This is a genomic window from Stenotrophomonas maltophilia complex sp. Om-AH-Sm3, assembly GCF_059337855.1.
The window spans coordinates 229,576-254,602 of record NZ_JBYBLQ010000005.1; the positions used below are offsets into that span (position 1 = coordinate 229,576).

At 64.9% G+C, this 25,027-nt stretch carries 16 protein-coding genes and 4 tRNA genes; 17 read left to right on the forward strand and 3 right to left on the reverse strand.

Annotated elements, in window-relative coordinates:
- Positions 1 to 102 precede the first annotated feature (102 nt).
- The 3 genes from AC10QF_RS08700 to AC10QF_RS08710 form a co-directional block, all read right to left on the reverse strand.
- Positions 103 to 1,326 (reverse strand): EAL domain-containing response regulator, encoded by a 1,224-nt coding sequence (locus tag AC10QF_RS08700; protein WP_494542056.1) that lies wholly within the window; start codon positions 1,324 to 1,326, stop codon positions 103 to 105.
- Positions 1,323 to 4,094 carry a response regulator gene (locus tag AC10QF_RS08705; protein WP_111177263.1) on the reverse strand — a complete coding sequence of 924 codons (2,772 nt, stop codon included), beginning with the start codon at positions 4,092 to 4,094 and terminating at the stop codon, positions 1,323 to 1,325. Before AC10QF_RS08705 ends, AC10QF_RS08700 begins: the two co-directional genes overlap by 4 nt.
- A gap of 161 nt (positions 4,095 to 4,255) precedes the next feature.
- Entirely contained in the window at positions 4,256 to 6,994 is a 2,739-nt protein-coding gene (locus tag AC10QF_RS08710) for a TonB-dependent receptor plug domain-containing protein (RefSeq protein ID WP_494542057.1), read from the reverse strand.
- Between the two features lie 170 nt (positions 6,995 to 7,164).
- Here AC10QF_RS08710 and AC10QF_RS08715 point away from each other — a divergent pair, with 170 nt between their 5' ends.
- From AC10QF_RS08715 to rpsG, 17 genes are all read left to right on the forward strand, one after another.
- Positions 7,165 to 8,184, forward strand: a complete 1,020-nt coding sequence (locus AC10QF_RS08715; RefSeq protein ID WP_494542058.1) for a cyanophycinase — start codon at positions 7,165 to 7,167, stop codon at positions 8,182 to 8,184.
- A 105-nt stretch (positions 8,185 to 8,289) separates the two neighbouring features.
- Positions 8,290 to 9,306: an isoaspartyl peptidase/L-asparaginase family protein gene (locus AC10QF_RS08720; RefSeq protein WP_069139559.1), complete on the forward strand. Its 1,017-nt coding sequence runs from the start codon at positions 8,290 to 8,292 to the stop codon at positions 9,304 to 9,306.
- Between the two features lie 137 nt (positions 9,307 to 9,443).
- Positions 9,444 to 9,529: transfer RNA gene (locus AC10QF_RS08725), tRNA-Tyr, on the forward strand.
- Between the two features lie 24 nt (positions 9,530 to 9,553).
- Positions 9,554 to 9,627, forward strand: a tRNA-Gly gene (locus AC10QF_RS08730).
- A 49-nt stretch (positions 9,628 to 9,676) separates the two neighbouring features.
- Positions 9,677 to 9,752, forward strand: a tRNA-Thr gene (locus AC10QF_RS08735).
- Positions 9,753 to 9,793: 41 nt separating this feature from the next.
- Positions 9,794 to 10,984, forward strand: a complete 1,191-nt coding sequence (gene tuf, locus AC10QF_RS08740) for an elongation factor Tu (protein ID WP_065178958.1) — start codon at positions 9,794 to 9,796, stop codon at positions 10,982 to 10,984.
- Positions 10,985 to 11,086: 102 nt separating this feature from the next.
- A tRNA-Trp gene (locus tag AC10QF_RS08745) sits at positions 11,087 to 11,162 on the forward strand.
- Between the two features lie 49 nt (positions 11,163 to 11,211).
- The gene (gene secE, locus AC10QF_RS08750) at positions 11,212 to 11,625 is read left to right on the forward strand and encodes a preprotein translocase subunit SecE (protein WP_004145202.1); all 414 of its coding nucleotides are present in this window, start codon (positions 11,212 to 11,214) and stop codon (positions 11,623 to 11,625) included.
- A gap of 10 nt (positions 11,626 to 11,635) precedes the next feature.
- The gene (gene nusG / locus AC10QF_RS08755) at positions 11,636 to 12,196 is read left to right on the forward strand and encodes a transcription termination/antitermination protein NusG (protein WP_004154362.1); all 561 of its coding nucleotides are present in this window, start codon (positions 11,636 to 11,638) and stop codon (positions 12,194 to 12,196) included.
- Between the two features lie 299 nt (positions 12,197 to 12,495).
- On the forward strand, positions 12,496 to 12,924 hold the full coding sequence (rplK, locus tag AC10QF_RS08760; protein ID WP_004145248.1) for a 50S ribosomal protein L11: 429 nt from the start codon (positions 12,496 to 12,498) through the stop codon (positions 12,922 to 12,924).
- Positions 12,925 to 12,928: 4 nt separating this feature from the next.
- On the forward strand, positions 12,929 to 13,627 hold the full coding sequence (gene rplA, locus AC10QF_RS08765) for a 50S ribosomal protein L1 (protein WP_005415407.1): 699 nt from the start codon (positions 12,929 to 12,931) through the stop codon (positions 13,625 to 13,627).
- Positions 13,628 to 14,013: 386 nt separating this feature from the next.
- Positions 14,014 to 14,550, forward strand: a complete 537-nt coding sequence (rplJ, locus tag AC10QF_RS08770) for a 50S ribosomal protein L10 (RefSeq protein ID WP_005408203.1) — start codon at positions 14,014 to 14,016, stop codon at positions 14,548 to 14,550.
- Between the two features lie 63 nt (positions 14,551 to 14,613).
- The gene (gene rplL, locus AC10QF_RS08775; RefSeq protein WP_005415408.1) at positions 14,614 to 14,982 is read left to right on the forward strand and encodes a 50S ribosomal protein L7/L12; all 369 of its coding nucleotides are present in this window, start codon (positions 14,614 to 14,616) and stop codon (positions 14,980 to 14,982) included.
- 363 nt (positions 14,983 to 15,345) lie between these two features.
- Positions 15,346 to 19,500, forward strand: coding sequence for a DNA-directed RNA polymerase subunit beta (rpoB, locus tag AC10QF_RS08780; protein ID WP_005415409.1), 4,155 nt, complete (start codon positions 15,346 to 15,348; stop codon positions 19,498 to 19,500).
- Between the two features lie 87 nt (positions 19,501 to 19,587).
- On the forward strand, positions 19,588 to 23,811 hold the full coding sequence (rpoC, locus tag AC10QF_RS08785; RefSeq protein ID WP_061480645.1) for a DNA-directed RNA polymerase subunit beta': 4,224 nt from the start codon (positions 19,588 to 19,590) through the stop codon (positions 23,809 to 23,811).
- A gap of 284 nt (positions 23,812 to 24,095) precedes the next feature.
- The gene (gene rpsL, locus AC10QF_RS08790) at positions 24,096 to 24,470 is read left to right on the forward strand and encodes a 30S ribosomal protein S12 (protein WP_004145320.1); all 375 of its coding nucleotides are present in this window, start codon (positions 24,096 to 24,098) and stop codon (positions 24,468 to 24,470) included.
- Positions 24,471 to 24,482: 12 nt separating this feature from the next.
- Positions 24,483 to 24,956, forward strand: a complete 474-nt coding sequence (gene rpsG, locus AC10QF_RS08795) for a 30S ribosomal protein S7 (RefSeq protein WP_004145321.1) — start codon at positions 24,483 to 24,485, stop codon at positions 24,954 to 24,956.
- The last annotated feature ends 71 nt before the right edge of the window (positions 24,957 to 25,027 follow it).

Sequence of the window (25,027 nt, forward strand, 5' to 3'; positions counted from 1 at the left end):
GGCGGACATCGGCACCGGTGGCGGCGCAACGTCCGCCGCTACTGCACAGACAGGATCGTCAATGCCGCTTGATGATTTTGTGAAGCCGTCGTGGAGTCCGCGTCAGCGCAGGGCAGCCTGCGGTCTTGCGTCCAGTTGCGGTGCTTCTTCGTCCAGCAAGCGGGTGAACGCGTCGGACGGCAGCGCCTGCGAGATCAGGAACCCCTGCACCTGGCTGCACCCCAGCTGCCGCAGGGCGGCCAGGTCGGCATCACTTTCCACGCCTTCGGCCACGATGGTCAGGCCCAGCTGGTTGGCCAGTGCGATCACCGTCGACAGGGTCAGGTGCAGGGCCGGGTCACGGGCGCAGCCACTGACCAGCGCGCGGTCGATCTTGACCTCGGTGAAGGGGGTATTGACCAGGTTGTGGACCGAGCTCAGGCCCTGCCCGAAATCATCCTGGGCCAAGCCGAAGCCCTTCATGCGCAGCCGGCAGGCACCGGCATAGAAGTCGCTGACGTGCCGCGTGGTGCTGTTCTCCATCAGTTCGAAGCACAACTCGCCGGGCGTCCCGCCGTGGGCCAGGGTCAGCGCCAGCAGCTCATCGGGCAGGTCCGACTGCTCCAGCAGATGAGGCGGCAGGTTGATCGACACCGGTACCCGGAAGCCCTGCTTGCGCCAACGCGCCTGTGCGCTGATGCTGGCCTTGAGCATCATCCGCAGCAGGTCGCCCTCCAGCCCGTAGCGGCAGATCGCCGGCAGGAAGCTGCCGGCAGCCAGCGTGCCCAGCTGCGGGTGGCGCCAGCGCACCAGTGCTTCGGCCGCCACCACCCGTCCGGACTGAAGTGACTTCTTGGGTTGGAACCAGGCCGTCAGGCTGCCATCGGCCATCGCCTGGCGCAGCTGCGACGCATCCGGTTCGGGGACTGCCGCCGACGCGCGAGAAGGAGCCTTGCCGGTGGCCGGGCGCGCCTGCGCCAGCGCCTCGAACAGCGCGTCCACGTCGGCGGCCGCCACCGGCTTGGACAGCAGGCCGATCACATCCAGCCCCAGCGATTCGGCCATCAGCCGTGCCGAGGTCATCATCCGCCGCGGGGCCGCGCTGACCACGGCCAGGCGCGGCGGGCGTGGTTGCGCCGCCAGTGCCTGGATGAACTGGATGCCGTCCTGCCCGGGCATCAGCAGGTCACTGACCACCAGGTCGTAGGGCTGGCAGGCACACAGTGCGATGGCGGCATCCACGTCTTCGCAGGCATCGACCTGGACACCGGCGCGGCTGCCGAACAGATTGGCCAGGAAACCACGCTGGAAGGGCTGGTCTTCCAGGATCAGGACGCGCTGGGTCATGCGGGGTCTCCTTGGCGCAGGGTGGTGAGCGCCTTGCGCAGGCGGGCGATGTCGACGGGTTTGCTGAGGTAGCCCTGCATGCCACTGGCCAGGCAGCGCTCGCGCTCTTCGGCGGTGGCATTGGCGGTGGCGCCGATCACCGGTACCGGGTTGCCGTCATCGCGCAGCTGGCGGGCCAGCGCGTGGCCGTCCATGCGCGGCATGTTGATGTCGGTCACCACCAGATCGAAGCACTGCTCACGGCACCGCTGCAACGCTTCCATGCCATCCTGTGCCAGCTCCACGTCGCAGCCGAGGGTGCGCAGCTGCTCGGCCAGGATCACCCGGTTGATCGGGTTGTCCTCGACGGCCAGCACACGCAGGCCCAGAGGCATCGGTGGTGCCGTACGCGTGGCCACCGGCTGCGCTGCACGCTGCTGCTGCACGCTGGCCAGCGCCTTGCCGATCGCGGTCATGCTGTGCAGGGTCACCACCAGGCTGCCATCACCGGCAGTGATCGGCTGGTCACCGCCCTCGATCGATGCCACCACGCGCGGGCCCGACCAGGCCAGCGGCATCCCGGCTTCGCCATCCATCAGGATCGCACCGTCATGGTCCAGCAACGTCGGGTCGCCAAGCAGGGGCTGCGCGTTGGCGCCCCAGCGACACAGCCAGCCACAGGCACTGTCGACCAGCTCGCGGTCGCGGCCGCGCACCAGGATCGGTGGTTCCGGCAGCAGTGTGGGGCCATCCTCGGCAGCGGCCAGCACCGGCAACGGTAGGCGGACGCTGAAGCTGCTGCCCAGCCCGGGTTCGCTCACCACCTGCAGCTCGCCGCTCATCAGGCGTACCAGGCGGTCGCTGATGGACAGGCCCAGGCCGGTGCCCTGCGCGCTGGCTGCGCCGCGGACCTGGCGGAACGGTTCGAACAACCGCGCCTGTTCCTCCGCAGCGATGCCCACGCCGGTATCGGTCACCTGCCAGGCCAGCACGCTCGATTCACCTTCGCGCTGCACCTGGCGCACGCGCAATACCACCCGGCCATGCTCGGTGAACTTGATCGCGTTGCTGAGCAGGTTGCCCAGCACCTGGCGGATGCGGTCGGCATCACCGAGCACCCGTGTCGGCAGGCGCGGATCGGTACAGACCAGGATCTGCAGGCCCTTGCAGGTGGCCGACGCGGCGAAGCTGCGCAGCACGCTCTCGGTCAGCTCGCGCGGCGAGAACGCCGTCGGCTCCAGGCTGAGCTGTCCTGACTCGATCTTGGAAACATCCAGCACATCGCTGATCAACTGCAGCAGGACCGACGAGGAACTCTCGATGGTGCGCAGGTACTGCGACTGTCGGGCGTCCAGCGAGGTGTGCCCCAGCAGCTCCAGCGTGCCCAGCACGCCATACAGCGGGGTGCGGATCTCATGGCTCATGGTGGCCAGGAACGCGCTCTTGGCCTGGTTGGCCGCATCGGCGGCCTGGCGTGCCGACGACAGTGCGGCCTGTGCCTGGCGGTGCCGGGAAATATCATGGAAGACGCATAGCAGCACGTCATCGCCCTGGTAGCGGCAGGCCGCGTGCAGCACTTGCAGCTGGCGCCCATCGCGGGCGGTGAATTCAAGTCCACGCCCGCGTTCGCCGGCATGTCCGCGCCATGGTGCCTGCCAGTCGCTGTGTTCGCCTTCTTCGCCGAGCCAGTCGCGCAGCAGCTGGTTGGAGAGCAGCAGCGCGCGGTCGCTGCGGCGCAGGACGCAGATGCCGACCGGCGCCATGTCGATCACCGTCGAACTGAAGTCCAGGTTCTCCAGCAGGCGGCGGTGCTGCTGCAGGGCCGGCTGGATCAGCTGGAGGTCAACGCGATGCCGTAGCAGGCGCAGCGCAACACCGGCCAGCAGCAGCAACAGCACGCAGACCAGCAGGGGCACGGCCAGGTCGCCCAGCAGCAGCGGCGGCGGCAGGTGGTAGACCAACCGCCAGCCGTCATTGCCGACACTTTTCACCAGCGCTACGCCGCGCGGCAGGCCGCCGCTCCACAACGTGCCGAAGCTGTCGTCCTGGCGCTCCCGCAGGGTCTTCCAGCCCGCACCATCCAGCCGCGGTGCCTGGCTGGACAATGCAGGCTGCCCCGCACGGTCGAGCAGCGCGTAACCGCCAATGCCCTGGCCATCGATCATGCTCGCCGCCGCCGCGCCATCGAGCAGCAGCACCAGCCACTGCGCCGGTTGGGGGCCCGCCTGTACCGGCTGCGCCAGCGCAACGCCACTGTCACCCGGCCGCAGCCAGTACACCGGGTCTGCACCCTCGAGGCTGCCGCTGCGTGCCTGCAGCGCACGCAGCGATGGCAGGTGCACCAGGTCGACGTCGACCTCGCCGCCGGCCAGCCAGTGCGCGCCGCGTGCATCGATCAGCAGCAGGTGCGTCTGCAGTGCCTGCAGCGTGTGCTCGGCGCGCGCTGACAGCAGCAGCCGCTGGCCCGGCTGGCCACCGGGACCATCCAGCGGCAGCTGGCGCACGCCTTCGCTGTCTGCGGCCGGTGCATCCGGGTTGCCGGCCAGTACCGAATCACCCAGGTAGCGCAGCAGGGCTTCGCGCTGGTCGAAATAGATCTGTGCCTTGTAGGCCGCTGCATTCATCTCGCGGCGATGGGTCGAGATGTCTTCGGTGAATGCCGTGAGCAGGTAGAACCCGGCCGCGGCGGCCAGGCAGATGAAGACGCAGACGGTCAGGCAGCGCAGCAACACCGACGCGGTGGTCGATGGCACGGCCTGCTGCAGCGAAGGGCGGGGAAAGCGGAACATGCAACGATGCTAGGGAGCGGCGCTGATGGCGCGGAATCAGCTGTTTCCTAAAATCCCCCGCTGGCCGGTCAGGCCGGAGCCTGCGCGTGGGTACCGTTCAGGCGGCGGAAAAGAGAACCCCCGCCGAAGCGGGGGTCTCCTGTATCGGCGCTGCCAGGCACTTACAGTGCGCTGCCACCGAACTTGTGGGTGTACTGCAGGTTGATCGTGCGGCCGACGCTGTCGAACCAGGACACGTCGTAGTACGGGTAAGCGGTGTAGGTACGGTCCCTCGGCGGCATCTTGTTGAACACATTGACCACCGACAGCGACAGGCGCGAGTGGTCGTCGAGGCGGTACTGCAGCGAGGCGTTGTAGCGATAGGTCGCCTTCACGTACGGGCTGTCGCCGCTGTCCCAGTCGAACACCTGGTCGTAGCTGTCCGAGGTCGGCAGCTTGCCCAGGCGCGAGCCGTACACCGTTGCCGACCACGCATCCTTCTCCCAGGTCACGCTCAGGCTGGTCTTGGTGCGCGGAATGTCGAAGCCACTGTTGACCGCGAACTGGTCTTCGGTGCGGTCGCCGGGGTAGCGCTGGAAATCATGCTTCTTCACCCAGGTGTGCGTGCCGTTGAAGATGAAATCGCCGATGCCCGTCTGCAGGCGATAGCGCAGGCCGACGTCGATGCCGGAGGTGGATTCGCGGGCGACGTTGATCGGCTCCACGTGCACGCCATACAGGCGTCCGTCGTTGCTGCGGGTGATGCGGGCGAGCGCGTCCACGCAGGTCGGCGAATTGATGTCGGCGCTGCCCAGGCGGCAGTTTGCTTCGTTGGCCAGGAGCGTGCGCACGTCCATGTCCTGCACCTGGCTGCGCATGTCGATGTCGAACCAGTCCACCGACAGGTCCAGGCCGATCGCCGGCGACCAGACGATGCCGGCGCTCCACGAGGTGCTGGTTTCCGGGTCGAGCTGGCGGTTGCCGGTGCGACTGCGGATCAGGTTGCGCTCGTAATCGGAACAGTCGCTGGCTTCCTCGAGGCGGCAGGTGTACAGATCCTCGGCGCTGGTCTCGTCGTTGCCCGGTCCGGCAAACACATAGTGCAGGTCCGGTGCACGGAATGCGGTGCCGTAGGAGCCGCGCACCAGCAGGGTATCGATCGGGCGCCATTCCAGGCCGCCGCTCCAGGTCGCCTTGCCGATGCTGTGTCCGGAATAGCGGTACTGGTCGTAGCGGCCCGCCATGCTCAGGTTGACCGTGTCGTGCAGCGGCATGCGCAGCTCCGCAGCCGTCGCCCAGCGGTTGCGCGAACCCTTGCCGTCCGAATCCTTCCAGCTGTAGTAGTAGTACCCGGTCGCCAGCGGATCGGGGTTCAGCGAATAGGCCTGCTGGCCCACTTCCACGGTCGCGGCAAACCCGGCGTCGCCCCCCGGCAGAGCGAACAGGGCCGAGTTGGTCAGGGTGAAGGCGGCGGTCTCCGTGCGCGACTTCGGAGTGTAGGTGGTACGCGCGGCGATCGAGTCGTACTCGGCGCGGGTCAGTGGACGGTACAGCCGTGACGGATCGGCGTTGTAGACCGGGAAACCGTCGTCATCCACGCCCAGCTGCGGGCCGAGGAACAGGTCGTTGGCCTTGGCGGCAATGATCTGTGCCCAGCTGATGCGCGACTGGTACTGCGAATGGCTCAACGCCGCTTCGTAATCCCAGTTGCCAATCAGGTTGCCCTTGAAGCCGGTGGTCACGCTGAAGGTCTTCTGCGTGCTGCGCACCATGGCGTTGCGCAGGCCGCCCATTTCCTCGGGCGAGAACTGGCGCTGCCAGAACTCGATCTCGCCAGTGGCTTCGTTGTTGAAGTAGCCCGACTCATCACCGTTGGCATCCATGCGGCCCCACTGGGTGACGTCGCGCATCAGCGACATCGTGTGGTAGCCGAGCTGCACGTCGGCGAACCACTGCTGGCCATTGTCGAAGTCGTAGCTCAGCGACGCGTAGCCGTTGGCGCCGCGGCGCTTGCTGAGGATGGTGCCGTAGCCGATCGAGCTGTCGCTGCCGCAGTAGTAGCCGTACTTCGGGCGGTAGGCACGATAGGTGCTGCCCTGGTTCTGGCCGGACAGCGCTTCGCAGGTGGCGGCGCCCGGGTCCAGGTAGTCATCGTTGTAGTCGGTGCGCAGATAGGCACGGCGCGCGATGCGCGAACCCTCGGTGGGGCCATCCCGGGTCGAGTCCTGGATGTCACGGTCATAGGCCCACAGCGGGGTCTGCGACTGCAGCTCGACGCTGTACACGGCGTTGAAGTTGCCACGGCCGAAACCGCTGGCCAGGCTCATGTCGAACGACTCGCCGCCGCCTTCGCTGGTGGTGCCCATGCGCATGTCGATCGTGGTGCCGTCGGCCTTCTTCTTCAGGATGAAGTTGACCACGCCGGCGATCGCGTCCGAGCCGTAGATGGCCGAGGCGCTGCCGGTCAGTACTTCGATGCGCTCGATCATGCCCAGCGGGATGTTGGAGACATCGGTGAAGTTGCTGCGGCCCTTGAACGGCATCGGGAAATCGGCAATACGCCGACCATTGACCAGCACCAGCGTGTGGTTCGGGCCCAGGCCGCGCAGGTCCACCTGCTGGGCGCCCGGCGAGAAGTCGGCGCCACTGGAAGACTGCTGGCTCTGCGTCTCACCGCCGTTCTGGGTCATTGCACGCAGCACGTCCGGCACGCTGGTGAAGCCACTGGAGCGGATCTGCTCGGCATTGATCACCGTGATCGGAGCGGGGCCTTCCACCTGGGCGCGCGGAATGCGCGAGCCGGTGACCTGCACCGCGTCCAGTTGTTGCACCGAAGAGGAAGCCGGTGCCTGGGCCGCCGCGGAAGCAGCCACGCCCATCAACGCCAGCTGGATCGACCACGCCATCGCCTGTCTACGCATGAGGAATTCTCGGAAATGAAGCCGGCCCGCAGAGGAGGGGCCCTGTCCCCCATTCAGACTTCCGGAATGGGCGCGCGCATTTAACGCCTTTTTCATGTCCTTGACTACTGGGCCCCTATCTGGCAAAGAGTGAAAACGCTTGCAAGTCGATTTTGTTCAGGGAGATCAAGATGCGACGCCTCGACCGGACCCTGCCTGGCCCCTTCGCCTGGCTGGCGCTGCTGGTGCTGGCCTGGCCATTGGCCACGCCCGCGCAGGACCTGCAGGGCCCCGGCTTCGCCTATTACGAAATCGGCGATCTGGAATCCCCGCGTCCCGGTCCGCGCGCGCCCGCCATGATGCTGATGGGCGGTGGCGAGTGGGTGCCGGAGGCCTTCCAGTGGTGGCTGAAGCAGGCCGGCAATGGCCGTGTGCTGATTCTGCGCCCCTCCGGTGGCGACGAACTGCAGGACCGCCTGTACCGCGAGATCGGCGGCACTACCGCAGTGCAGACCCTGGTCTTCGACAGCCGCCGCGGTGCCGATGATCCGGCGGTGCTGCGCGTGGTCGCCGCGGCCGATGCCATCTTCATTGCCGGCGGCGACCAGTCCCGCTATATCCGCTTCTGGAAGGGCACCGCACTCAACCGTGCACTCAACGCCCATGTGCGCGCCGGCAAGCCGATTGCCGGTACCAGCGCTGGCCTGGCCATCCTCGGCGGCTATGCCTATGGCGCCATGGATGGCGGCAGCATCACCTCGGCCGGTGCGCTGGCCGACCCGATGGGCAGTGCCGTGACCCTGGACAGCGGCTTCCTGCAGATGCCCTACCTGCAGCGCGTGGTCACCGACACCCATTTCGACAAGCGTGACCGGCTCGGTCGCCTGATCGTGTTCGTGGCACGTGCCGCCCAGGACAGCGGCGACCCTGACATCGTCGGCATCGGCGTCGATGAGGACACCGCCCTGTGCGTTGAGCCCGATGGCCGGGCCCAGGTCTACAGCGCAGATGGCGAAGGCAAGGTCTGGGTGGTCAGCCCCGGCCGCGACGCCGACCGCCTGGTGGAGGGCGAGCCGCTGCGCTTCCATGCGGTGCCGGTGACGGTGGTCGCCAGCGGCAGCCGCATGCGGCTGGATGATTTCCAGGCCGAGGCCGATTACCAGGCCGTGGCCGACGTCAGCGACGGCGAGATTGAGTTCACGCTTCGGTAGTACCGGCCGCTGGCCAGCAACCCACCTTCCTGATGCGACCGGTGCCGGCCAGCGGCCGGCACTACCGGTGCAATCCTTTCACTACACCTGCTGGAGATGTACCCGATGAAACTGCGCCTGGTGCTGTCCGCGCTGCTGTCCCTGCCGTTGCTTGCCCAGGCCGCCCCGGCCGCCTCGCCGTTGCTGGTCATCCACGGCGGCGCCGGTGTCGAGCGCAAGGACCTGTCGCCGGCTGAAGAGAAGGCTGCGCGCGGCGCGTTGCGCGCGGCGCTGCTGAAGGGCCATGCCGAACTGGCGGCCGGTCGCCCGGCGCTTGCAGCCGTCACTGCGGCAATCACCGTGCTGGAGGACGATCCGACCTTCAACGCCGGCAAGGGCGCGGTGTTCACCCATGACGGCCACAACGAACTGGATGCCGCAGTGATGGATGGCGCCACCCTGGCTGCAGGTGCGGTGGCCGGCGTGCAGCGGGTGCGCAACCCGATCCTGCTGGCCCAGGCCGTGATGCAGAAGTCCAGGCACGTGATGATGGTCGGGCAGGGTGCCGAGGCATTCGCGGTGGAGCAGGGCATCGGCCTTGTCGATCCATCCTACTTCCGTACCGACAAGCGCTGGCAGCAACTGCAGCGCGCATTGAAGGAAGAGGCCAGTGGCCAGGCGCACGCCGACCTGGAGACCGCAAGGCACTTCGGCACGGTGGGCGCGGTTGCCCTGGATGCGCAGGGGCAGCTTGCCGCCGGCACCTCCACCGGTGGCATGACCAACAAGCGCTATGGCCGTGTGGGTGATTCGCCGATCATCGGCGCCGGTACCTGGGCCGACGCGGGCTGCGCGGTATCGGGCACCGGCTGGGGCGAGTACTACATCCGGACTGCGGCCGCGCACGAGATCTGTGCGCGCATGCGCTACCAGCGGCAGACGCCGGAGCAGGCCGGCAGGGGCGTGATCAACGAGATGATTCCGAAGATGGGCGGCGACGGCGGCGCGATCGTGCTTGCCGCAGACGGAAAAATGGCCATGCCGTTCAACACCCGGGGCATGTATCGGGGCTGGATCGGCGCCGATGGCGTCCCCCATGTCGCAATTTTCGCCAGCGAGACCCTGCCGGTTCCTGAGCAATAACCTTGCGTATCAATGGGTTTGCGACAACGTGTGAAAAAGATGGAAAAAAGCGTTGACAGCCCCCCGCCTGATCAGCAGAATAAGCGGCTCACCACCACACACCGCAACGCTTCGGCGGCAACGGGTTGGGGTGGTAAGGAGGGATACCCAAGCGGCCAACGGGGGCAGACTGTAAATCTGCTGGCTTACGCCTTCGGTGGTTCGAATCCACCTCCCTCCACCAGTTTCACGTTGTGACATTCCCGGCGCGGGAGTAGTTCAATGGTAGAACCTCAGCCTTCCAAGCTGATGGTGCGGGTTCGATTCCCGTCTCCCGCTCCATTGAATGAACTTTGAATATTATCGAGTTCATGTCATAATGCAAAACTCGGCTCACGTAGCTCAGTCGGTAGAGCACTTCCTTGGTAAGGAAGAGGTCGAAGGTTCGATTCCTTTCGTGAGCACCATCTCAAGCATCACCTCTCAGACGAATTCGAGATAAGCAGCCATGGCCAAGGGTAAGTTCGAGCGCACCAAGCCGCACGTCAACGTCGGCACCATCGGTCACGTCGACCACGGCAAGACCACGCTGACCGCCGCACTGACCAAGATCGGTGCCGAGCGCTTCGGTGGCGAGTTCAAGGACTACTCCTCGATCGACGCCGCGCCGGAAGAAAAGGCGCGTGGCATCACGATCTCGACCGCGCACGTCGAATACGAATCCCCGACCCGTCACTACGCCCACGTTGACTGCCCGGGCCACGCTGACTACGTCAAGAACATGATCACCGGTGCCGCCCAGATGGACGGCGCGATCCTGGTGTGCTCGGCCGCTGACGGCCCGATGCCGCAGACCCGTGAGCACATCCTGCTGTCGCGCCAGGTCGGCGTGCCGTACATCGTTGTGTTCCTGAACAAGGCCGATATGGTGGACGACGCCGAGCTGCTCGAGCTGGTCGAGATGGAAGTGCGCGAGCTGCTGAGCAAGTACGAGTTCCCGGGCGACGACACCCCGATCATCGCCGGTTCGGCCCGTCTGGCGCTGGAAGGCGACCAGAGCGACATCGGCGTGCCGGCCATCCTGAAGCTGGTCGACGCGCTGGACAGCTGGATTCCGGAGCCGGAGCGTGCGATCGACAAGCCGTTCCTGATGCCGGTGGAAGACGTGTTCTCGATCTCGGGCCGCGGCACCGTGGTGACCGGTCGTATCGAGCGCGGCGTGATCAAGGTTGGCGACGAAATCGAAATCGTCGGCATCCGTCCGGTGCAGAAGACCACCGTGACCGGCGTTGAAATGTTCCGCAAGCTGCTGGACCAGGGTCAGGCAGGCGACAACGCTGGCCTGCTGCTGCGCGGCACCAAGCGTGACGACGTCGAGCGTGGCCAGGTGCTGGCCAAGCCGGGCACGATCAAGCCGCACACCAAGTTCGAAGGCGAAGTGTACGTCCTGTCGAAGGACGAGGGCGGTCGCCACACCCCGTTCTTCAACGGCTACCGTCCGCAGTTCTACTTCCGCACCACCGACATCACCGGCGCCGCCAAGCTGCCGGAAGGCGTCGAAATGGTGATGCCGGGTGACAACGTCAAGATGGAAGTCACCCTGATCAACCCGGTGGCCATGGACGAAGGTCTGCGCTTCGCCATCCGCGAAGGCGGTCGTACCGTCGGCGCCGGCGTGGTCTCGAAGATCATCGAGTAAGCCTGCAGTACCGGTGGTTGCATAGCGCCGCCGGTTACGCGAATGGCGGGCCGGGAACCTCGGTCCGCCTTCGCCGTCTAAGGGAAGGCAAGTTTTCAACGTACGCCAGTAGCTCAATTGGCAGAGCAGCGGTCTCCAAAACCGCAGGTTGGGGGTTCGAGTCCCTCCTGGCGTGCCATCTGCCCACCTTATCCAGCGGCCTGGGCCGCTAAAGCAGACACAGCCGGATGAATAGCAAGATCGAACACTCCAAGGACAACTCCGCCAACGGTGGAGATATCGTCAAGTATGTCGCCGCATCGCTGCTGGTGCTGGCCGGTCTGTTCGTCTGGTTCTGGTTCTCCGCGGACTCCGGTCGCGCCGCCCAGCTGGGTGCGTGGGCGGGTCAGTTGCGTGCATTGGCGGTCGTGGTCGGTCTGGTTGGCGGTATCGGCGTGTTCATGCTGACCGGCAAGGGGCGCGACACCCGCGAATTCCTCTCCGAGTCGCGCTTCGAACTGCGCAAGGTGGTCTGGCCGACGCGCCAGGAAGCCGTCCGCATGACCTGGGTCGTGATCGTCGTGGTGCTCATCCTCAGCCTGCTGCTGGGTGGCTTCGACTTCCTGATCCAGAAACTGACTCAGTGGTTCCTGAGCCGCTAAGGAGAATTGCATGAAGCGTTGGTACGTCGTTCACGCCTATTCGGGCTTCGAGAAGTCGGTGGCGCAGGCTCTGCGCGATCGCATCGTCCGTGATGGCATGGAAGAGCGCTTCGGCGACGTCCTGGTCCCGACCGAGGAAGTGGTCGAGATGCGCGCCGGCCAGAAGCGCCGTTCCGAGCGCAAGTTCTTCCCGGGTTACGTGCTGGTCCAGATCGAGACCCACGAGGAAGCCGGCATTCCGCGCATCGACAACGAAAGCTGGCATCTGGTCAAGGAAACCCCGCGGGTCATGGGCTTCATCGGCGGCACCGCCGATCGCCCGCTGCCGATCGCCGATTCCGAGGCCGAGGCCATCCTGAACCGCGTTCAGGAGGGTGTCGAGAAGCCGCGTCCGAAGGTGCTGTTCGAGCCGGGCCAGATGGTCCGCGTCACCGACGGTCCGTTCAACGATTTCAATGGCGTCGTCGAAGAAGTCAACTACGAGAAGAGCCGTCTGCGCGTCTCGGTGCTGATCTTCGGTCGTGCCACTCCGGTCGAGCTCGAGTTCGGCCAGGTCGAAAAGGCCGTCTGACCTGTGCTGTCGAGTCGAGCCATGCTCGGCTCCGGGGTCTGGATGGTGCGGTAGTCGGGCATGGCTCGACTCTCCAAAGGGAACCGGGCCTGGCCCGGTTCCGTTCGTTTACCTGCCGCTTCAGGCATGTGAAGAAAAAACCTGTTATAGTGCGCGGCTCCCCGCTGGGGAAGCCAGCAGGACGAGGCCGCCGCAAGGTGGCCTTCAGCATGATTTCAAAACGCGATGCCGGGACGCGTGATTCCCGGTCCGATGGGGAGCCTGTTGTCGAAAGGCGCTAGCACCCGGAGAGCACTCACATGGCAAAGAAAGTTGTCGGTTACATCAAGCTGCAGGTGAAGGCCGGTCAGGCCAACCCCTCGCCGCCGGTCGGTCCTGCGCTGGGTCAGCGTGGCCTGAACATCATGGAATTCTGCAAGGCGTTCAACGCTGCCACGCAGAAGCTCGAGCCGGGTCTGCCGGTTCCGGTGATCATCACGGCCTACTCGGACCGTACGTTCACCTTCATCACCAAGAGCACCCCGGCTACCACCCTGCTGAAGAAGGCCGCTGGCATCTCGTCGGGCTCCAAGCGCCCGAACACCGAGAAGGTCGGCAAGGTCACCCGTAAGCAGCTGGAAGAGATCGCCAAGGCGAAGGAACCGGATCTGACTGCCGCCGACCTGGACGCCGCCGTGCGTACCATCGCTGGCTCTGCCCGTTCCATGGGCCTCGTGGTGGAGGGTTAATAAGATGGCACAGACCAAGCGTGAGAAGGCCATCAAGGCCGCCGTCGTTCCGGGCAAGGCATACGCCTTCGAGGACGCGATCAACATCCTGAAGACCGCCACCAAGGCCAAGTTCGTCGAGTCGATCGACGTCGCCGTGCGCCTGGGCGTCGATGCGAAGAAGTCCGACCAGCAGGTCCGTGGCTCCACCGTGCTGCCGGCCGGTACCGGCAAGTCGGTCCGCGTCGCCGTGTTCGCTCCGGCCGGTGCCAAGGCTGACGAAGCCCTGGCTGCTGGCGCCGACGCCGTCGGTATGGATGACCTGGCCGAGAAGATGCAGGCCGGCGATCTGAACTACGACGTCGTCATCGCGACCCCGGACGCCATGCGCGTCGTCGGTAAGCTGGGCACCGTGCTGGGCCCGCGCGGCCTGATGCCGAACCCGAAGGTCGGCACCGTTTCCCCGAACCCGGGTGAAGCCGTGAAGAACGCCAAGTCGGGTCAGGTCCGTTACCGCACCGACAAGGCCGGCATCATCCACTGCACCATCGGCAAGGCCGACTTCGCCGAAGACGCGCTGAAGTCGAACCTGACCGCGCTGCTGCTGGACCTGATCAAGGCCAAGCCGGCCACCTCGAAGGGCACCTACCTGCAGAAGGTTTCGGTCAGCTCTACGATGGGCCCGGGCGTCACCGTCGACCAGTCGTCGCTGACCCTGAAGTAATTGTTTCAAGCGGTCACGGTGCCCCGGGTGCCGTGACCGTGACATTTGAAGGCATCGCTGGCAGTGCATCGCCCGCGGTAGCCGTCAAAGACCGCAGGCGCGGTCGTGGCAATACCGGCGACGGGCATGGAGGCTCGATCTGGCAAGGAGTCGCCGCCGGAGCAGTCAGGAGCGCTTAATCGATTCCCCGGAATCACCCTGCGTAGATGGTGCCCTTCTGGAGTTTTTCTGGTTCACGCACGTCTGGGTTTCCCAGGTTGGCCCACTCCAGGTCTAGAACGGCCCACCCCCGGAACATCATCCCGATGTTCCCGGCGTCCAGGATGGATGCCGCACAGGACCGCACACGGCAGGAGCCGTAAGCGGAGTTCAATAGGAGGAGTGCAATGGCTCTCAATCTGTCCCAGAAGCAAGAAGTAGTCGCCGAGCTGGCAGACGTCGCCGCCAAGGCCCACTCCTTGATCGCAGCCGAATACGCTGGCACCACGGTCGCCCAGATGACCGCGATGCGCAAGCAGGCTCGTGAAACCGGTGTTTTCTTGAAGGTTGTCAAGAACACCCTGGCTTCGCGCGCCGTTGAAGGCACCGAGTTCGCAGTCGCCCAGGACCAGATGGTTGGTCCGCTGCTGTACGCGTTCTCGCTCGAGGAGCCCGGCGCTGCCGGTCGCCTGATCAAGGAAGCCGCCAAGGGCAACGACAAGCTGAAGGCTAAGGTCGTCGCCATCGGTGGTGAAGTGTTCCCGGCGAGCCACGTCGACGTGCTGGCATCGCTGCCGACCCGCGACCAGGCCCTGGCCATGCTGGCCCGCGTCCTGACCGAGCCGGTCACGATGTTTGCCCGCGCCATCAAGGCCGTTGGCGAGAAGCAGGGGGGTGGCGATGTCGCCGCTGACGCTGCCGAGCCGGCCGCCGAGACCGCCTGAGTTTCGACTTACCGTGGTTCCTGACGGGACCTCAATCCAGAAAATCATCCAAAGGTATTAATCATGTCCCTTACCAACGAACAGATCGTCGACGCCATCGCCGAGAAGTCCCTGATGGAAGTGATGGAGCTGGTCAAGGCCATCGAAGAGAAGTTCGGCGTCTCCGCCGCTGCTCCGGTTGCCGTGGCTGCTGCCGCTGGCCCGGCTGCTGCTGTTGAAGAGCAGACCGAATTCGTCGTCACCCTGAAGACTGCCGGCGAGAAGAAGGTCGAAGTCATCAAGGCCGTCCGCGCCATCACCGGCCTGGGCCTGAAGGAAGCGAAGGACCTGGCCGAAGCCGGCGGCGTCCTGAAGGACAACGCTTCGAAGGAAGAAGCCGAGAAGATGAAGAAGGACCTGGAAGCTGCTGGCGCGACTGTCGAAGTCAAGTAAGCAGTTACCTTGCATCGTCACCGATTCGCGGCGATGCAGCCAAGGCTGGGGGCGTAAGCCCCCGGCCTTTGGTCGTTGTAGCGGTGGTGTAGGGTCGGCTGTTAGTCGACTGCTGTGAAGGAAGTCGACCAACAGTCGGCTCTACTGTTTCAAAAGCAGGAAAAAGCCCAACACGGGCTGCAGTCAAACCCCGGCAGGCCAGCGCCGAGCGCGGCAGCGGGGGAGTGGTAGCAGACGAGTTGGCAGTTGGAAGTAGCGGGAGAAGGCGTGCTGGTGCCGGCAATACCAGCGACTTCCAACTGACAATTTCAAGTTCCCTTCGGATCGTGGGCGCACGATCCGCACAACAAGGTGGAAGACCTCATGACGTCCTATTCGTTCACCGAAAAAAAGCGTATCCGCAAGGATTTCGGCAAGCAGCGCTCGATTCTCGAAGTGCCGTTCCTGCTCGCCATCCAGGTGGATTCCTATCGTGAATTCCTGCAGGAAAACGTCGATCCGGCCAAGCGCACGGACCACGGCCTGCACGCTGCGCTGAAGTCGGTCTTCCCGATCGCCAGCTACAGCGGCAACGCTGCCCTGGAATACGTCGGCTACAAGCTGGGCGAACCGGTCTTCGACGAGCGTGAGTGCCGCCAGCGCGGCATGAGCTACGGCGCCCCGCTGCGCGTGACCGTGCGCCTGGTGATCTACGACCGTGAGTCGTCGACCAAGGCCATCAAGTACGTGAAGGAGCAGGAGGTCTATCTGGGCGAAATCCCGCTGATGACCGAGAACGGCACCTTCATCGTCAACGGCACCGAGCGCGTCATCGTCTCCCAGCTGCACCGCTCGCCGGGCGTGTTCTTCGACCACGACCGTGGCAAGACCCACAGCTCGGGCAAGCTGCTGTACAGCGCCCGCATCATTCCTTACCGCGGCTCCTGGCTGGACTTCGAGTTCGACCCGAAGGACGCGCTGTTCACCCGTATCGACCGCCGCCGCAAGCTGCCGGTGTCGATCCTGCTGCGCGCGCTCGGCTACAGCAACGAAGAGATGCTGGCCGAGTTCTTCGAGATCAACACCTTCCACATCAACCCGGATGAAGGCGTCCAGCTGGAGCTGGTGCCGGAGCGCCTGCGTGGCGAGACCCTGGGCTTCGACCTCGCCGACGGCGACAAGGTCATCGTGGAAGCCGGCAAGCGCATCACCGCGCGTCACATCAAGCAGCTGGAAGCCTCGGGCATTGCCGCCCTGGCCGTGCCGGACGACTACATCGTCGGCCGCATCCTGTCGCACGACGTGGTCGATGCCTCGACCGGCGAACTGCTGGCCCAGGCCAACGACGAGATCACGGACGAGCAGCTGCAGGCCTTCCGCAAGGCCGGTGTGGATGCCGTGGGCACCCTGTGGGTGAACGACCTTGATCGTGGCCCGTACCTGTCCAACACCCTGCGTATCGACCCGACCAAGACCCAGCTGGAAGCCCTGGTCGAGATCTACCGCATGATGCGTCCGGGCGAGCCGCCGACCAAGGATGCCGCGCAGAACCTGTTCCACAACCTGTTCTTCACCTTCGAGCGCTACGACCTGTCCGCGGTCGGCCGCATGAAGTTCAACCGTCGCGTGGGCCGCAAGGAAACCACCGGCGAAGCCGTGCTGTACGACAGCAAGTACTTCGGCGAGCGCAACGACGAAGAGTCCAAGCGCCTGGTCGCTGCCCACGGCGAAAGCTCCGACATCCTGGACGTGATCAAGGTCCTGACCGAGATCCGCAACGGTCGCGGCGTGGTCGACGACATCGATCACCTGGGCAACCGTCGCGTGCGTTCGGTCGGCGAAATGGCCGAGAACGTGTTCCGCGTCGGCCTGGTCCGCGTCGAGCGTGCGGTCAAGGAGCGCCTGTCGATGGCCGAATCGGAAGGCCTGACCCCGCAGGAACTGATCAACGCCAAGCCGGTCGCCGCTGCCATCAAGGAGTTCTTCGGCTCCTCGCAGCTGTCGCAGTTCATGGACCAGAACAACCCGCTGTCGGAAGTGACGCACAAGCGCCGCGTCTCGGCCCTGGGCCCGGGCGGCCTGACCCGTGAGCGCGCCGGCTTCGAAGTGCGCGACGTGCACCCGACCCATTACGGCCGCGTCTGCACCATCGAAACCCCGGAAGGCCCGAACATCGGCCTGATCAACTCGCTGGCCGTGTACGCCCGCACCAACAAGTACGGTTTCCTCGAGACCCCGTACCGCAAGGTCGTGGACGGCAAGGTCTATGACGAAGTCGAGTTCCTGTCGGCCATTGAAGAGAACGAGTACGTCATTGCGCAGGCCAACGCGCTGACCGACGCCAAGGGCACCCTGACCGAGCAGTTCGTTCCGTGCCGCTTCCAGGGCGAATCGCTGCTGAAGCCGCCGGCGGAAGTCCACTTCATGGACGTTTCGCCGATGCAGACCGTCTCGATCGCGGCCGCGCTGGTTCCGTTCCTGGAGCACGATGACGCGAACCGCGCACTGATGGGCGCCAACATGCAGCGTCAGGCCGTGCCGACCCTGCGTTCGCAGAAGCCGCTGGTCGGTACCGGCATCGAGCGCGCCGTGGCGCGTGACTCGGGTGTGACCGTGAACGCCCGTCGTGGTGGTGAGATCGTGCAGATCGACGCCGCCCGCATCGTGGTCAAGGTCAACGAGGAAGAGATCGTTGGCGCCACCGACGCCGGCGTGGACATCTACAACCTGGTCAAGTACACCCGGTCGAACCAGAACACCTGCATCAACCAGCGTCCGCTGGTCCAGGTGGGTGACGTCATCGCCCGCGGCGACGTGCTGGCCGACGGTCCGTCCACCGACATCGGCGAGCTGGCCCTGGGCCAGAACATGCTGATCGCGTTCATGCCGTGGAACGGCTACAACTTCGAAGACTCCATCCTGCTCTCCGAGCGCGTGGTGGAAGAGGATCGCTACACCACGATCCACATCGAAGAGCTGACCTGCGTCGCGCGTGACACCAAGCTGGGGCCGGAGGAAATCTCCGCCGACATCCCGAACGTCTCCGAGCAGGCGCTGAACCGCCTGGACGAGAGCGGCGTGGTGTACATCGGTGCAGAAGTGCGCGCTGGCGACATCCTGGTCGGCAAGGTCACCCCGAAGGGCGAAAGCCAGCTGACCCCGGAAGAGAAGCTGCTGCGCGCGATCTTCGGCGAGAAGGCTTCGGACGTTAAGGACAGCTCGCTGCGCGTTCCGCCGGGCATGGACGGCACCGTCATCGACGTGCAGGTCTTCACCCGCGACGGCATCGAGAAGGACAAGCGCGCGCGCCAGATCGAAGAGTCCGAAATCAAGCGCGTCAAGAAGGACTTCGATGACCAGTTCCGCATCCTGGAAGCGGCCATCTACATGCGTCTGCGTTCGCAGATCGTGGGCAAGGTGGTCAATGGTGGTGCTGGCCTGAAGAAGGGTGACGTGATCACCGACGCCTTCCTCGACGGCCTGAAGAAGTCTGACTGGTTCGCCCTGCGCATGAAGGACGAGGACGCCTCGGAAGCCATCGAGCGCGCCCAGAAGCAGATCCAGGCGCACGAGAAGGAATTCGAGCGTCGCTTCGCCGACAAGCGCGGCAAGATCACCGCGGGCGACGATCTCGCCCCGGGCGTGCTGAAGATGGTCAAGGTGTTCCTGGCGGTGAAGCGCCGCATCCAGCCGGGCGACAAGATGGCAGGCCGCCACGGCAACAAGGGTGTGGTGTCCAACGTGGTGCCGGTCGAGGACATGCCGTACATGGCCTCGGGCGAGACCGTGGACATCGTGCTGAACCCGCTGGGCGTGCCGTCGCGTATGAACATCGGCCAGATCCTGGAAGTGCACCTGGGCTGGGCCGCCAAGGGTCTGGGTCGCAAGATCCAGGCGATGCTGGAAGCCCAGGCGGCGGTCGCCGACCTGCGCAAGTTCCTGGACGACATCTACAACCACGACGACACCAACGTGGCCAACCGTGTCGACCTGTCGCAGTTCAGCGACGAGGAGCTGCTGCGCCTGGCCCGCAACCTGACCGACGGCGTGCCGATGGCCACCCCGGTGTTCGACGGCGCCACCGAAGCGGAAATCAAGCGCATGCTGGAACTGGCCGACCTGCCGAGCAGTGGCCAGACCCAGCTGTACGACGGCCGCACCGGTGAAGCATTCGACCGCCATACCACCGTCGGTTACATGCACTACCTGAAGCTGAACCACCTGGTCGACGACAAGATGCACGCCCGTTCGACCGGTCCGTACTCGCTCGTCACCCAGCAGCCGCTGGGCGGCAAGGCGCAGTTCGGCGGCCAGCGCTTCGGTGAAATGGAAGTCTGGGCGCTGGAAGCCTACGGCGCGGCCTACACCCTGCAGGAAATGCTGACGGTGAAGTCCGATGACGTGCAGGGCCGCAACCAGATGTACAAGAACATCGTCGACGGCGAGCACGAGATGGTCGCGGGCATGCCGGAATCCTTCAACGTGCTCGTGAAGGAAATCCGCTCGCTGGCCATCAACATGGAACTGGAAGACAACTGATCCATGCCGGCGCGGCGGTCCGCCGCCGCGCCGCTGGCAGTGAACTGAAAGCCCATCGACACAGCATTCCTCCTTCTGGAGAACACCATGAAAGACCTGCTCAACCTCTTCAACCAGCAGCGCCAGACGCTGGACTTCGACGCGATCAAGATCGCGCTGGCCTCGCCGGACCTGATCCGTTCGTGGTCCTTCGGCGAAGTGAAGAAGCCGGAAACCATCAACTACCGTACCTTCAAGCCGGAACGCGACGGCCTGTTCTGCGCCGCCATCTTCGGCCCGGTGAAGGACTACGAGTGCCTGTGCGGCAAGTACAAGCGCATGAAGCACCGCGGCGTGGTCTGCGAAAAGTGCGGCACCGAAGTGACCCTGGCCAAGGTGCGTCGTGAGCGCATGGGCCACATCGACCTGGCTTCGCCGGTCGCGCACATCTGGTTCCTCAAGTCGCTGCCGTCGCGCATTGGCCTGATGCTGGACATGACCCTGCGCGACATCGAGCGCGTGCTGTACTTCGAAGCGTACGTGGTGACCGAGCCGGGCCTGACCGCTCTGGAGCGCCGCCAGCTGCTGACCGAGGAACAGTACCTGCAGGCCCGCCAAGAGCACGGCGACGACTTCGACGCCGCCATGGGCGCCGAGGCCGTCTACGAACTGCTGCGCACGATCGACCTGCAGTCGGAGATGACCCGCCTGCGCGAGGAAATCGCCGCTACCGGTTCGGAAACCAAGCTCAAGCGCCTCACCAAGCGCATCAAGCTGATCGAAGCCTTCCTGGAATCGGGCAACCGTCCGGAATGGATGGTCATGACCGTGCTGCCGGTGCTGCCGCCGGACCTGCGTCCGCTGGTTCCGCTGGATGGCGGCCGCTTCGCGACCTCCGACCTGAACGACCTGTACCGCCGCGTCATCAACCGCAACAACCGCCTGCGCCGCCTGCTCGAACTGAGCGCGCCGGACATCATCGTGCGCAATGAAAAGCGCATGCTGCAGGAATCGGTCGATGCACTGCTGGACAACGGCCGCCGCGGTCGTGCCATCACCGGCACCAACAAGCGCCCGCTGAAGTCGCTGGCCGACATGATCAAGGGCAAGCAGGGCCGCTTCCGCCAGAACCTGCTCGGCAAGCGCGTCGACTACTCGGGCCGTTCGGTCATCGTGGTCGGCCCGTACCTGCGCCTGCACCAGTGCGGCCTGCCGAAGAAGATGGCGCTTGAGCTGTTCAAGCCGTTCGTCTTCGCCAAGCTGCAGCGTCGTGGCCTGGCCACCACCATCAAGGCTGCCAAGAAGCTGGTCGAGCGCGAAGAAGCCGAAGTCTGGGACATCCTGGAAGAGGTTATCCGCGAGCATCCGGTGATGCTGAACCGTGCGCCGACCCTGCACCGTCTGGGCATCCAGGCGTTCGAGCCGGTACTGATCGAGGGCAAGGCCATCCAGCTGCACCCGCTGGTCTGCACCGCGTTCAACGCCGACTTCGACGGTGACCAGATGGCCGTCCACGTGCCGCTCTCGCTGGAAGCCCAGCTGGAAGCGCGTGCGCTGATGATGTCGACCAACAACATCCTGTCGCCGGCCAACGGTGAGCCGATCATCGTGCCGTCGCAGGACGTCGTGCTGGGTCTGTACTACATGACCCGCTCGCTGGAGAACAAGAAGGGCGAGGGCATGGCCTTCGCCAACATCGCCGAAGTCAAGCGCGCCTACGACAACCGCGTGGTGGAACTGCACGCCAAGGTCAAGGTCCGCATCACCGAGGTGGTGACCGACGAAGACGGCAACAAGCAGAACAAGACCTCGATCGTGGACACCACGATCGGTCGCGCCCTGCTGGCTGAAATCCTGCCGGAAGGCCTGCCGTTCGCGCTGGCCAATGTCGAGCTGACCAAGAAGAACATCAGCCGCCTGATCAACTCCAGCTACCGCCAGCTCGGCCTGAAGGACACGGTCGTGTTCGCCGACAAGCTGATGTACACCGGCTTCGCCTATGCGACCCGCGCCGGCGTCTCGATCGGCATCGACGACATGCTGATCCCGGACGAGAAGAAGGGCATCCTCACCGAGGCCGAAGCCGAAGTGCTGGAAATCCAGGAGCAGTACCAGTCGGGCCTGGTCACCGCCGGCGAGCGCTACAACAAGGTGGTCGACATCTGGTCGCGCACCAACGAGCGCATCGCCAAGGCGATGATGGACACCATCGGTACCGAGAAGGTCGTCAATGCCAAGGGCGAGACCATCGACCAGAAGTCGATGAACTCGCTGTACATCATGGCCGACTCCGGTGCGCGTGGTTCGCAGGCGCAGATCCGTCAGCTGGCCGGCATGCGTGGCCTGATGGCCCGCCCGGACGGCTCGATCATCGAGACGCCCATCAAGGCGAACTTCCGCGAAGGCCTGAACGTGCAGGAGTACTTCAACTCCACCCACGGTGCCCGTAAGGGTCTGGCCGATACCGCGCTGAAGACCGCGAACTCGGGTTACCTGACCCGTCGCCTGGTCGACGTGGCGCAGGACGTGGTGATCACCGAAGTGGATTGCGGTACCACCGAAGGCCTGATCATGACCCCGATCGTGGAAGGCGGCGACGTGGTCGAGCCGCTGAAGGATCGCGTGCTGGGCCGCGTGGTTGCCGAGGACGTGTTCCTGCCGGGCAACGACGAAGATCCGATCGTCACCCGCAACACCCTGCTGGACGAAGCCTGGGTTGCCAAGCTGGAAGATGCCGGCGTGCAGACCATCAAGGTCCGCTCGACCATCTCCTGTGAATCGGCCTTCGGTGTCTGCTCGCGCTGCTACGGCCGCGACCTGGCGCGTGGCCACCTGGTCAACATCGGTGAAGCGGTCGGCGTCATCGCCGCCCAGTCCATCGGTGAGCCGGGTACCCAGCTGACCATGCGTACGTTCCACATCGGTGGTGCGGCGTCGCGAGCTGCTGCGGTCGACAACATCACCGTCAAGACCACCGGCTCGGTCAAGTTCAGCAACCTCAAGTCCGTGGAGCACGCCAACGGCTCGCTGGTGGCGGTGTCGCGCTCGGGCGAAATCTCGGTGCTCGATGCGCACGGCCGTGAGCGTGAGCGTTACAAGCTGCCGTACGGTGCGACCATCACGTCCAAGGACGGTGATGCGATCAAGGCTGGCCAGACCGTGGCCAACTGGGATCCGCATAACCACCCGATCGTGTCGGAAGTGGCCGGCTTCATCCGCTTCATCGACTTCGTCGACGGCGTCACCGTCATCGAGAAGACCGACGAGCTGACCGGCCTGGCCTCGCGCGAAATCACCGATCCGAAGCGTCGTGGTACCCAGGCCAAGGACCTGCGCCCGATCGTGCGCATCGTCGACGCCAAGGGCAACGACCTGTCGATCCCGGGCACCGACCTGCCGGCGCAGTACCTGCTGCCGCCGCGTTCGATCGTCAACCTGCAGGACGGCGCCCCGGTGGGCGTGGGCGACGTTGTCGCCAAGATCCCGCAGGAAGCGTCGAAGACCCGCGACATCACCGGTGGTCTGCCGCGCGTGGCCGACCTGTTCGAAGCGCGCAAGCCGAAGGATCCGGCGGTGCTGGCCGAGCGTTCGGGCATCATCAGCTTCGGCAAGGACACCAAGGGCAAGCAGCGCCTGATCATCAAGGACACCGATGGTTCGGAGCACGAAGAGCTGATCCCGAAGTACCGCCAGGTCATCGTGTTCGAAGGCGAGCATGTCACCAAGGGTGAAACCATTGTGGACGGCGAGCCGAGCCCGCAGGACATCCTGCGTCTGCTGGGTGTCGAGCCGCTGGCTGCCTACCTGGTCAAGGAAATCCAGGACGTGTACCGCCTGCAGGGCGTGAAGATCAACGACAAGCACATCGAGGTGATCACCCGCCAGATGCTGCGCAAGGTCGAGATCACCGACCAGGGCAGCAGCAAGTTCCTGAACGGCGAACAGGTGGAGCGCCAGCGCGTTATCGAGGAGAATGCGCGCCTGTCGACCCGCAACGAACTGCCGGCGCGCTTCGATCCGGTCCTGCTGGGTATCACCAAGGCCTCGCTGGCGACCGAATCGTTCATCTCGGCGGCCTCCTTCCAGGAGACCACCCGAGTGCTGACCGAGGCTGCCGTCCGCGGTACCAAGGACAACCTGCGTGGCCTGAAGGAAAACGTCATCGTCGGCCGCCTGATTCCGGCCGGTACCGGCCTGTCCTACCACAGCAGCCGCCGTCGCGGCGCTTCCGGTCTCACCGACTCGGAAATGCAGACCCTGGCCGGCACCCCGGCTGCGGTCGAGTCCCCGGTGGTTGAAGCCGAAGCTGAACAGGCCTCGGGCGAAGAATGAGGTATCCGGTCCGGCCGCAAGGCCGGACCACCCCATCGGTCCATCGATGGGATTGGGAAAGGGCAGGGGAGGTCGTCCGTGATCGACCCAGCCAATCTGAACGGGGTACATGGAGGCCCCCCAGTAACGTCCCGGGATCAGGGACGGGCTTGACAGGAGGCGTTTGACTGCTTTCCTTGCAGGTTGCTACAATCGTCTGTCTCAGCAGGCCAAAATTTCGGCCTGCTTTAACATTTCCGCATCTCTGGCCGGATTTTCCGGCCACCAATCAGAAGAACCTACTGATGGCGACGATCAACCAGCTGGTCCGCAAGCCGCGGCAAGCGACCACCTACAAGAGTGCCTCGCCGGCGCTCGACAAGTGCCCGCAGCGCCGTGGCGTCTGCACCCGTGTCTACACCACCACTCCGAAGAAGCCGAACTCGGCTCTGCGCAAGGTTGCCAAGGTCCGCCTGACCAACCAGGAAGAAGTGATTTCCTACATCGGTGGTGAAGGCCACAATCTGCAGGAGCACTCCGTGGTCCTGATCCGCGGCGGTCGCGTCAAGGACCTGCCGGGTGTGCGTTACCACACCGTTCGTGGCTCGCTCGACGCCGCCGGCGTTGCCAAGCGTCGCCAGGCCCGTTCCAAGTACGGCGCCAAGCGTCCGAAGGCATAAGGAGAGAGCACTATGTCGCGTAAGGGTAATACTCCGCAGCGTTCCGTCCTGCCCGATCCGAAGCACGGAAGCGAAACCATCGCCCGTTTCATCAACATGGTCATGCAGAGCGGCAAGAAGTCCGTCGCCGAAAAGATCGTGTACGGCGCCATGGACGTGATCACCGAGAAGAACAGCAGCGCCAACGCCATTGAACTGGTGCAGAAGGCTCTGGACAACGTCGCTCCGGCGGTCGAAGTCAAGTCGCGCCGCGTCGGTGGTGCCACCTACCAGGTGCCGGTCGAAGTGCGTTCGTCGCGCAAGATGGCCCTGGCCATGCGCTGGCTGATCGACTCCGCGCGCAAGCGTGGTGAGAACACCATGCCGAAGAAGCTGGCTGCTGAACTGATCGACGCCTCGGAAAACCGCGGCGGCGCCATCAAGAAGCGCGAAGAAACCCACCGCATGGCCGAAGCCAACAAGGCATTCGCCCACTACCGCTGGTGAGTTTGACGGCCTTGTAAAACAGGCAGGGCAGCACCACTTCGGTGCGTGCTGCCTCGCGGTCCCAGAAGGAC

Bases quoted from the DNA above. Each gene is read 5' to 3' on its own strand.
- AC10QF_RS08700 (WP_494542056.1), bottom strand. From the start codon at position 1,326: ATGACCCAGCGCGTCCTGATCCTGGAAGACCAGCCCTTCCAGCGTGGT.
- AC10QF_RS08705 (WP_111177263.1), bottom strand. From the start codon at position 4,094: ATGTTCCGCTTTCCCCGCCCTTCGCTGCAGCAGGCCGTGCCATCGACC.
- AC10QF_RS08710 (WP_494542057.1), bottom strand. From the start codon at position 6,994: ATGCGTAGACAGGCGATGGCGTGGTCGATCCAGCTGGCGTTGATGGGC.
- AC10QF_RS08715 (WP_494542058.1), top strand. From the start codon at position 7,165: ATGCGACGCCTCGACCGGACCCTGCCTGGCCCCTTCGCCTGGCTGGCG.
- AC10QF_RS08720 (WP_069139559.1), top strand. From the start codon at position 8,290: ATGAAACTGCGCCTGGTGCTGTCCGCGCTGCTGTCCCTGCCGTTGCTT.
- tuf (WP_065178958.1), top strand. From the start codon at position 9,794: ATGGCCAAGGGTAAGTTCGAGCGCACCAAGCCGCACGTCAACGTCGGC.
- secE (WP_004145202.1), top strand. From the start codon at position 11,212: ATGAATAGCAAGATCGAACACTCCAAGGACAACTCCGCCAACGGTGGA.
- nusG (WP_004154362.1), top strand. From the start codon at position 11,636: ATGAAGCGTTGGTACGTCGTTCACGCCTATTCGGGCTTCGAGAAGTCG.
- rplK (WP_004145248.1), top strand. From the start codon at position 12,496: ATGGCAAAGAAAGTTGTCGGTTACATCAAGCTGCAGGTGAAGGCCGGT.
- rplA (WP_005415407.1), top strand. From the start codon at position 12,929: ATGGCACAGACCAAGCGTGAGAAGGCCATCAAGGCCGCCGTCGTTCCG.
- rplJ (WP_005408203.1), top strand. From the start codon at position 14,014: ATGGCTCTCAATCTGTCCCAGAAGCAAGAAGTAGTCGCCGAGCTGGCA.
- rplL (WP_005415408.1), top strand. From the start codon at position 14,614: ATGTCCCTTACCAACGAACAGATCGTCGACGCCATCGCCGAGAAGTCC.
- rpoB (WP_005415409.1), top strand. From the start codon at position 15,346: ATGACGTCCTATTCGTTCACCGAAAAAAAGCGTATCCGCAAGGATTTC.
- rpoC (WP_061480645.1), top strand. From the start codon at position 19,588: ATGAAAGACCTGCTCAACCTCTTCAACCAGCAGCGCCAGACGCTGGAC.
- rpsL (WP_004145320.1), top strand. From the start codon at position 24,096: ATGGCGACGATCAACCAGCTGGTCCGCAAGCCGCGGCAAGCGACCACC.
- rpsG (WP_004145321.1), top strand. From the start codon at position 24,483: ATGTCGCGTAAGGGTAATACTCCGCAGCGTTCCGTCCTGCCCGATCCG.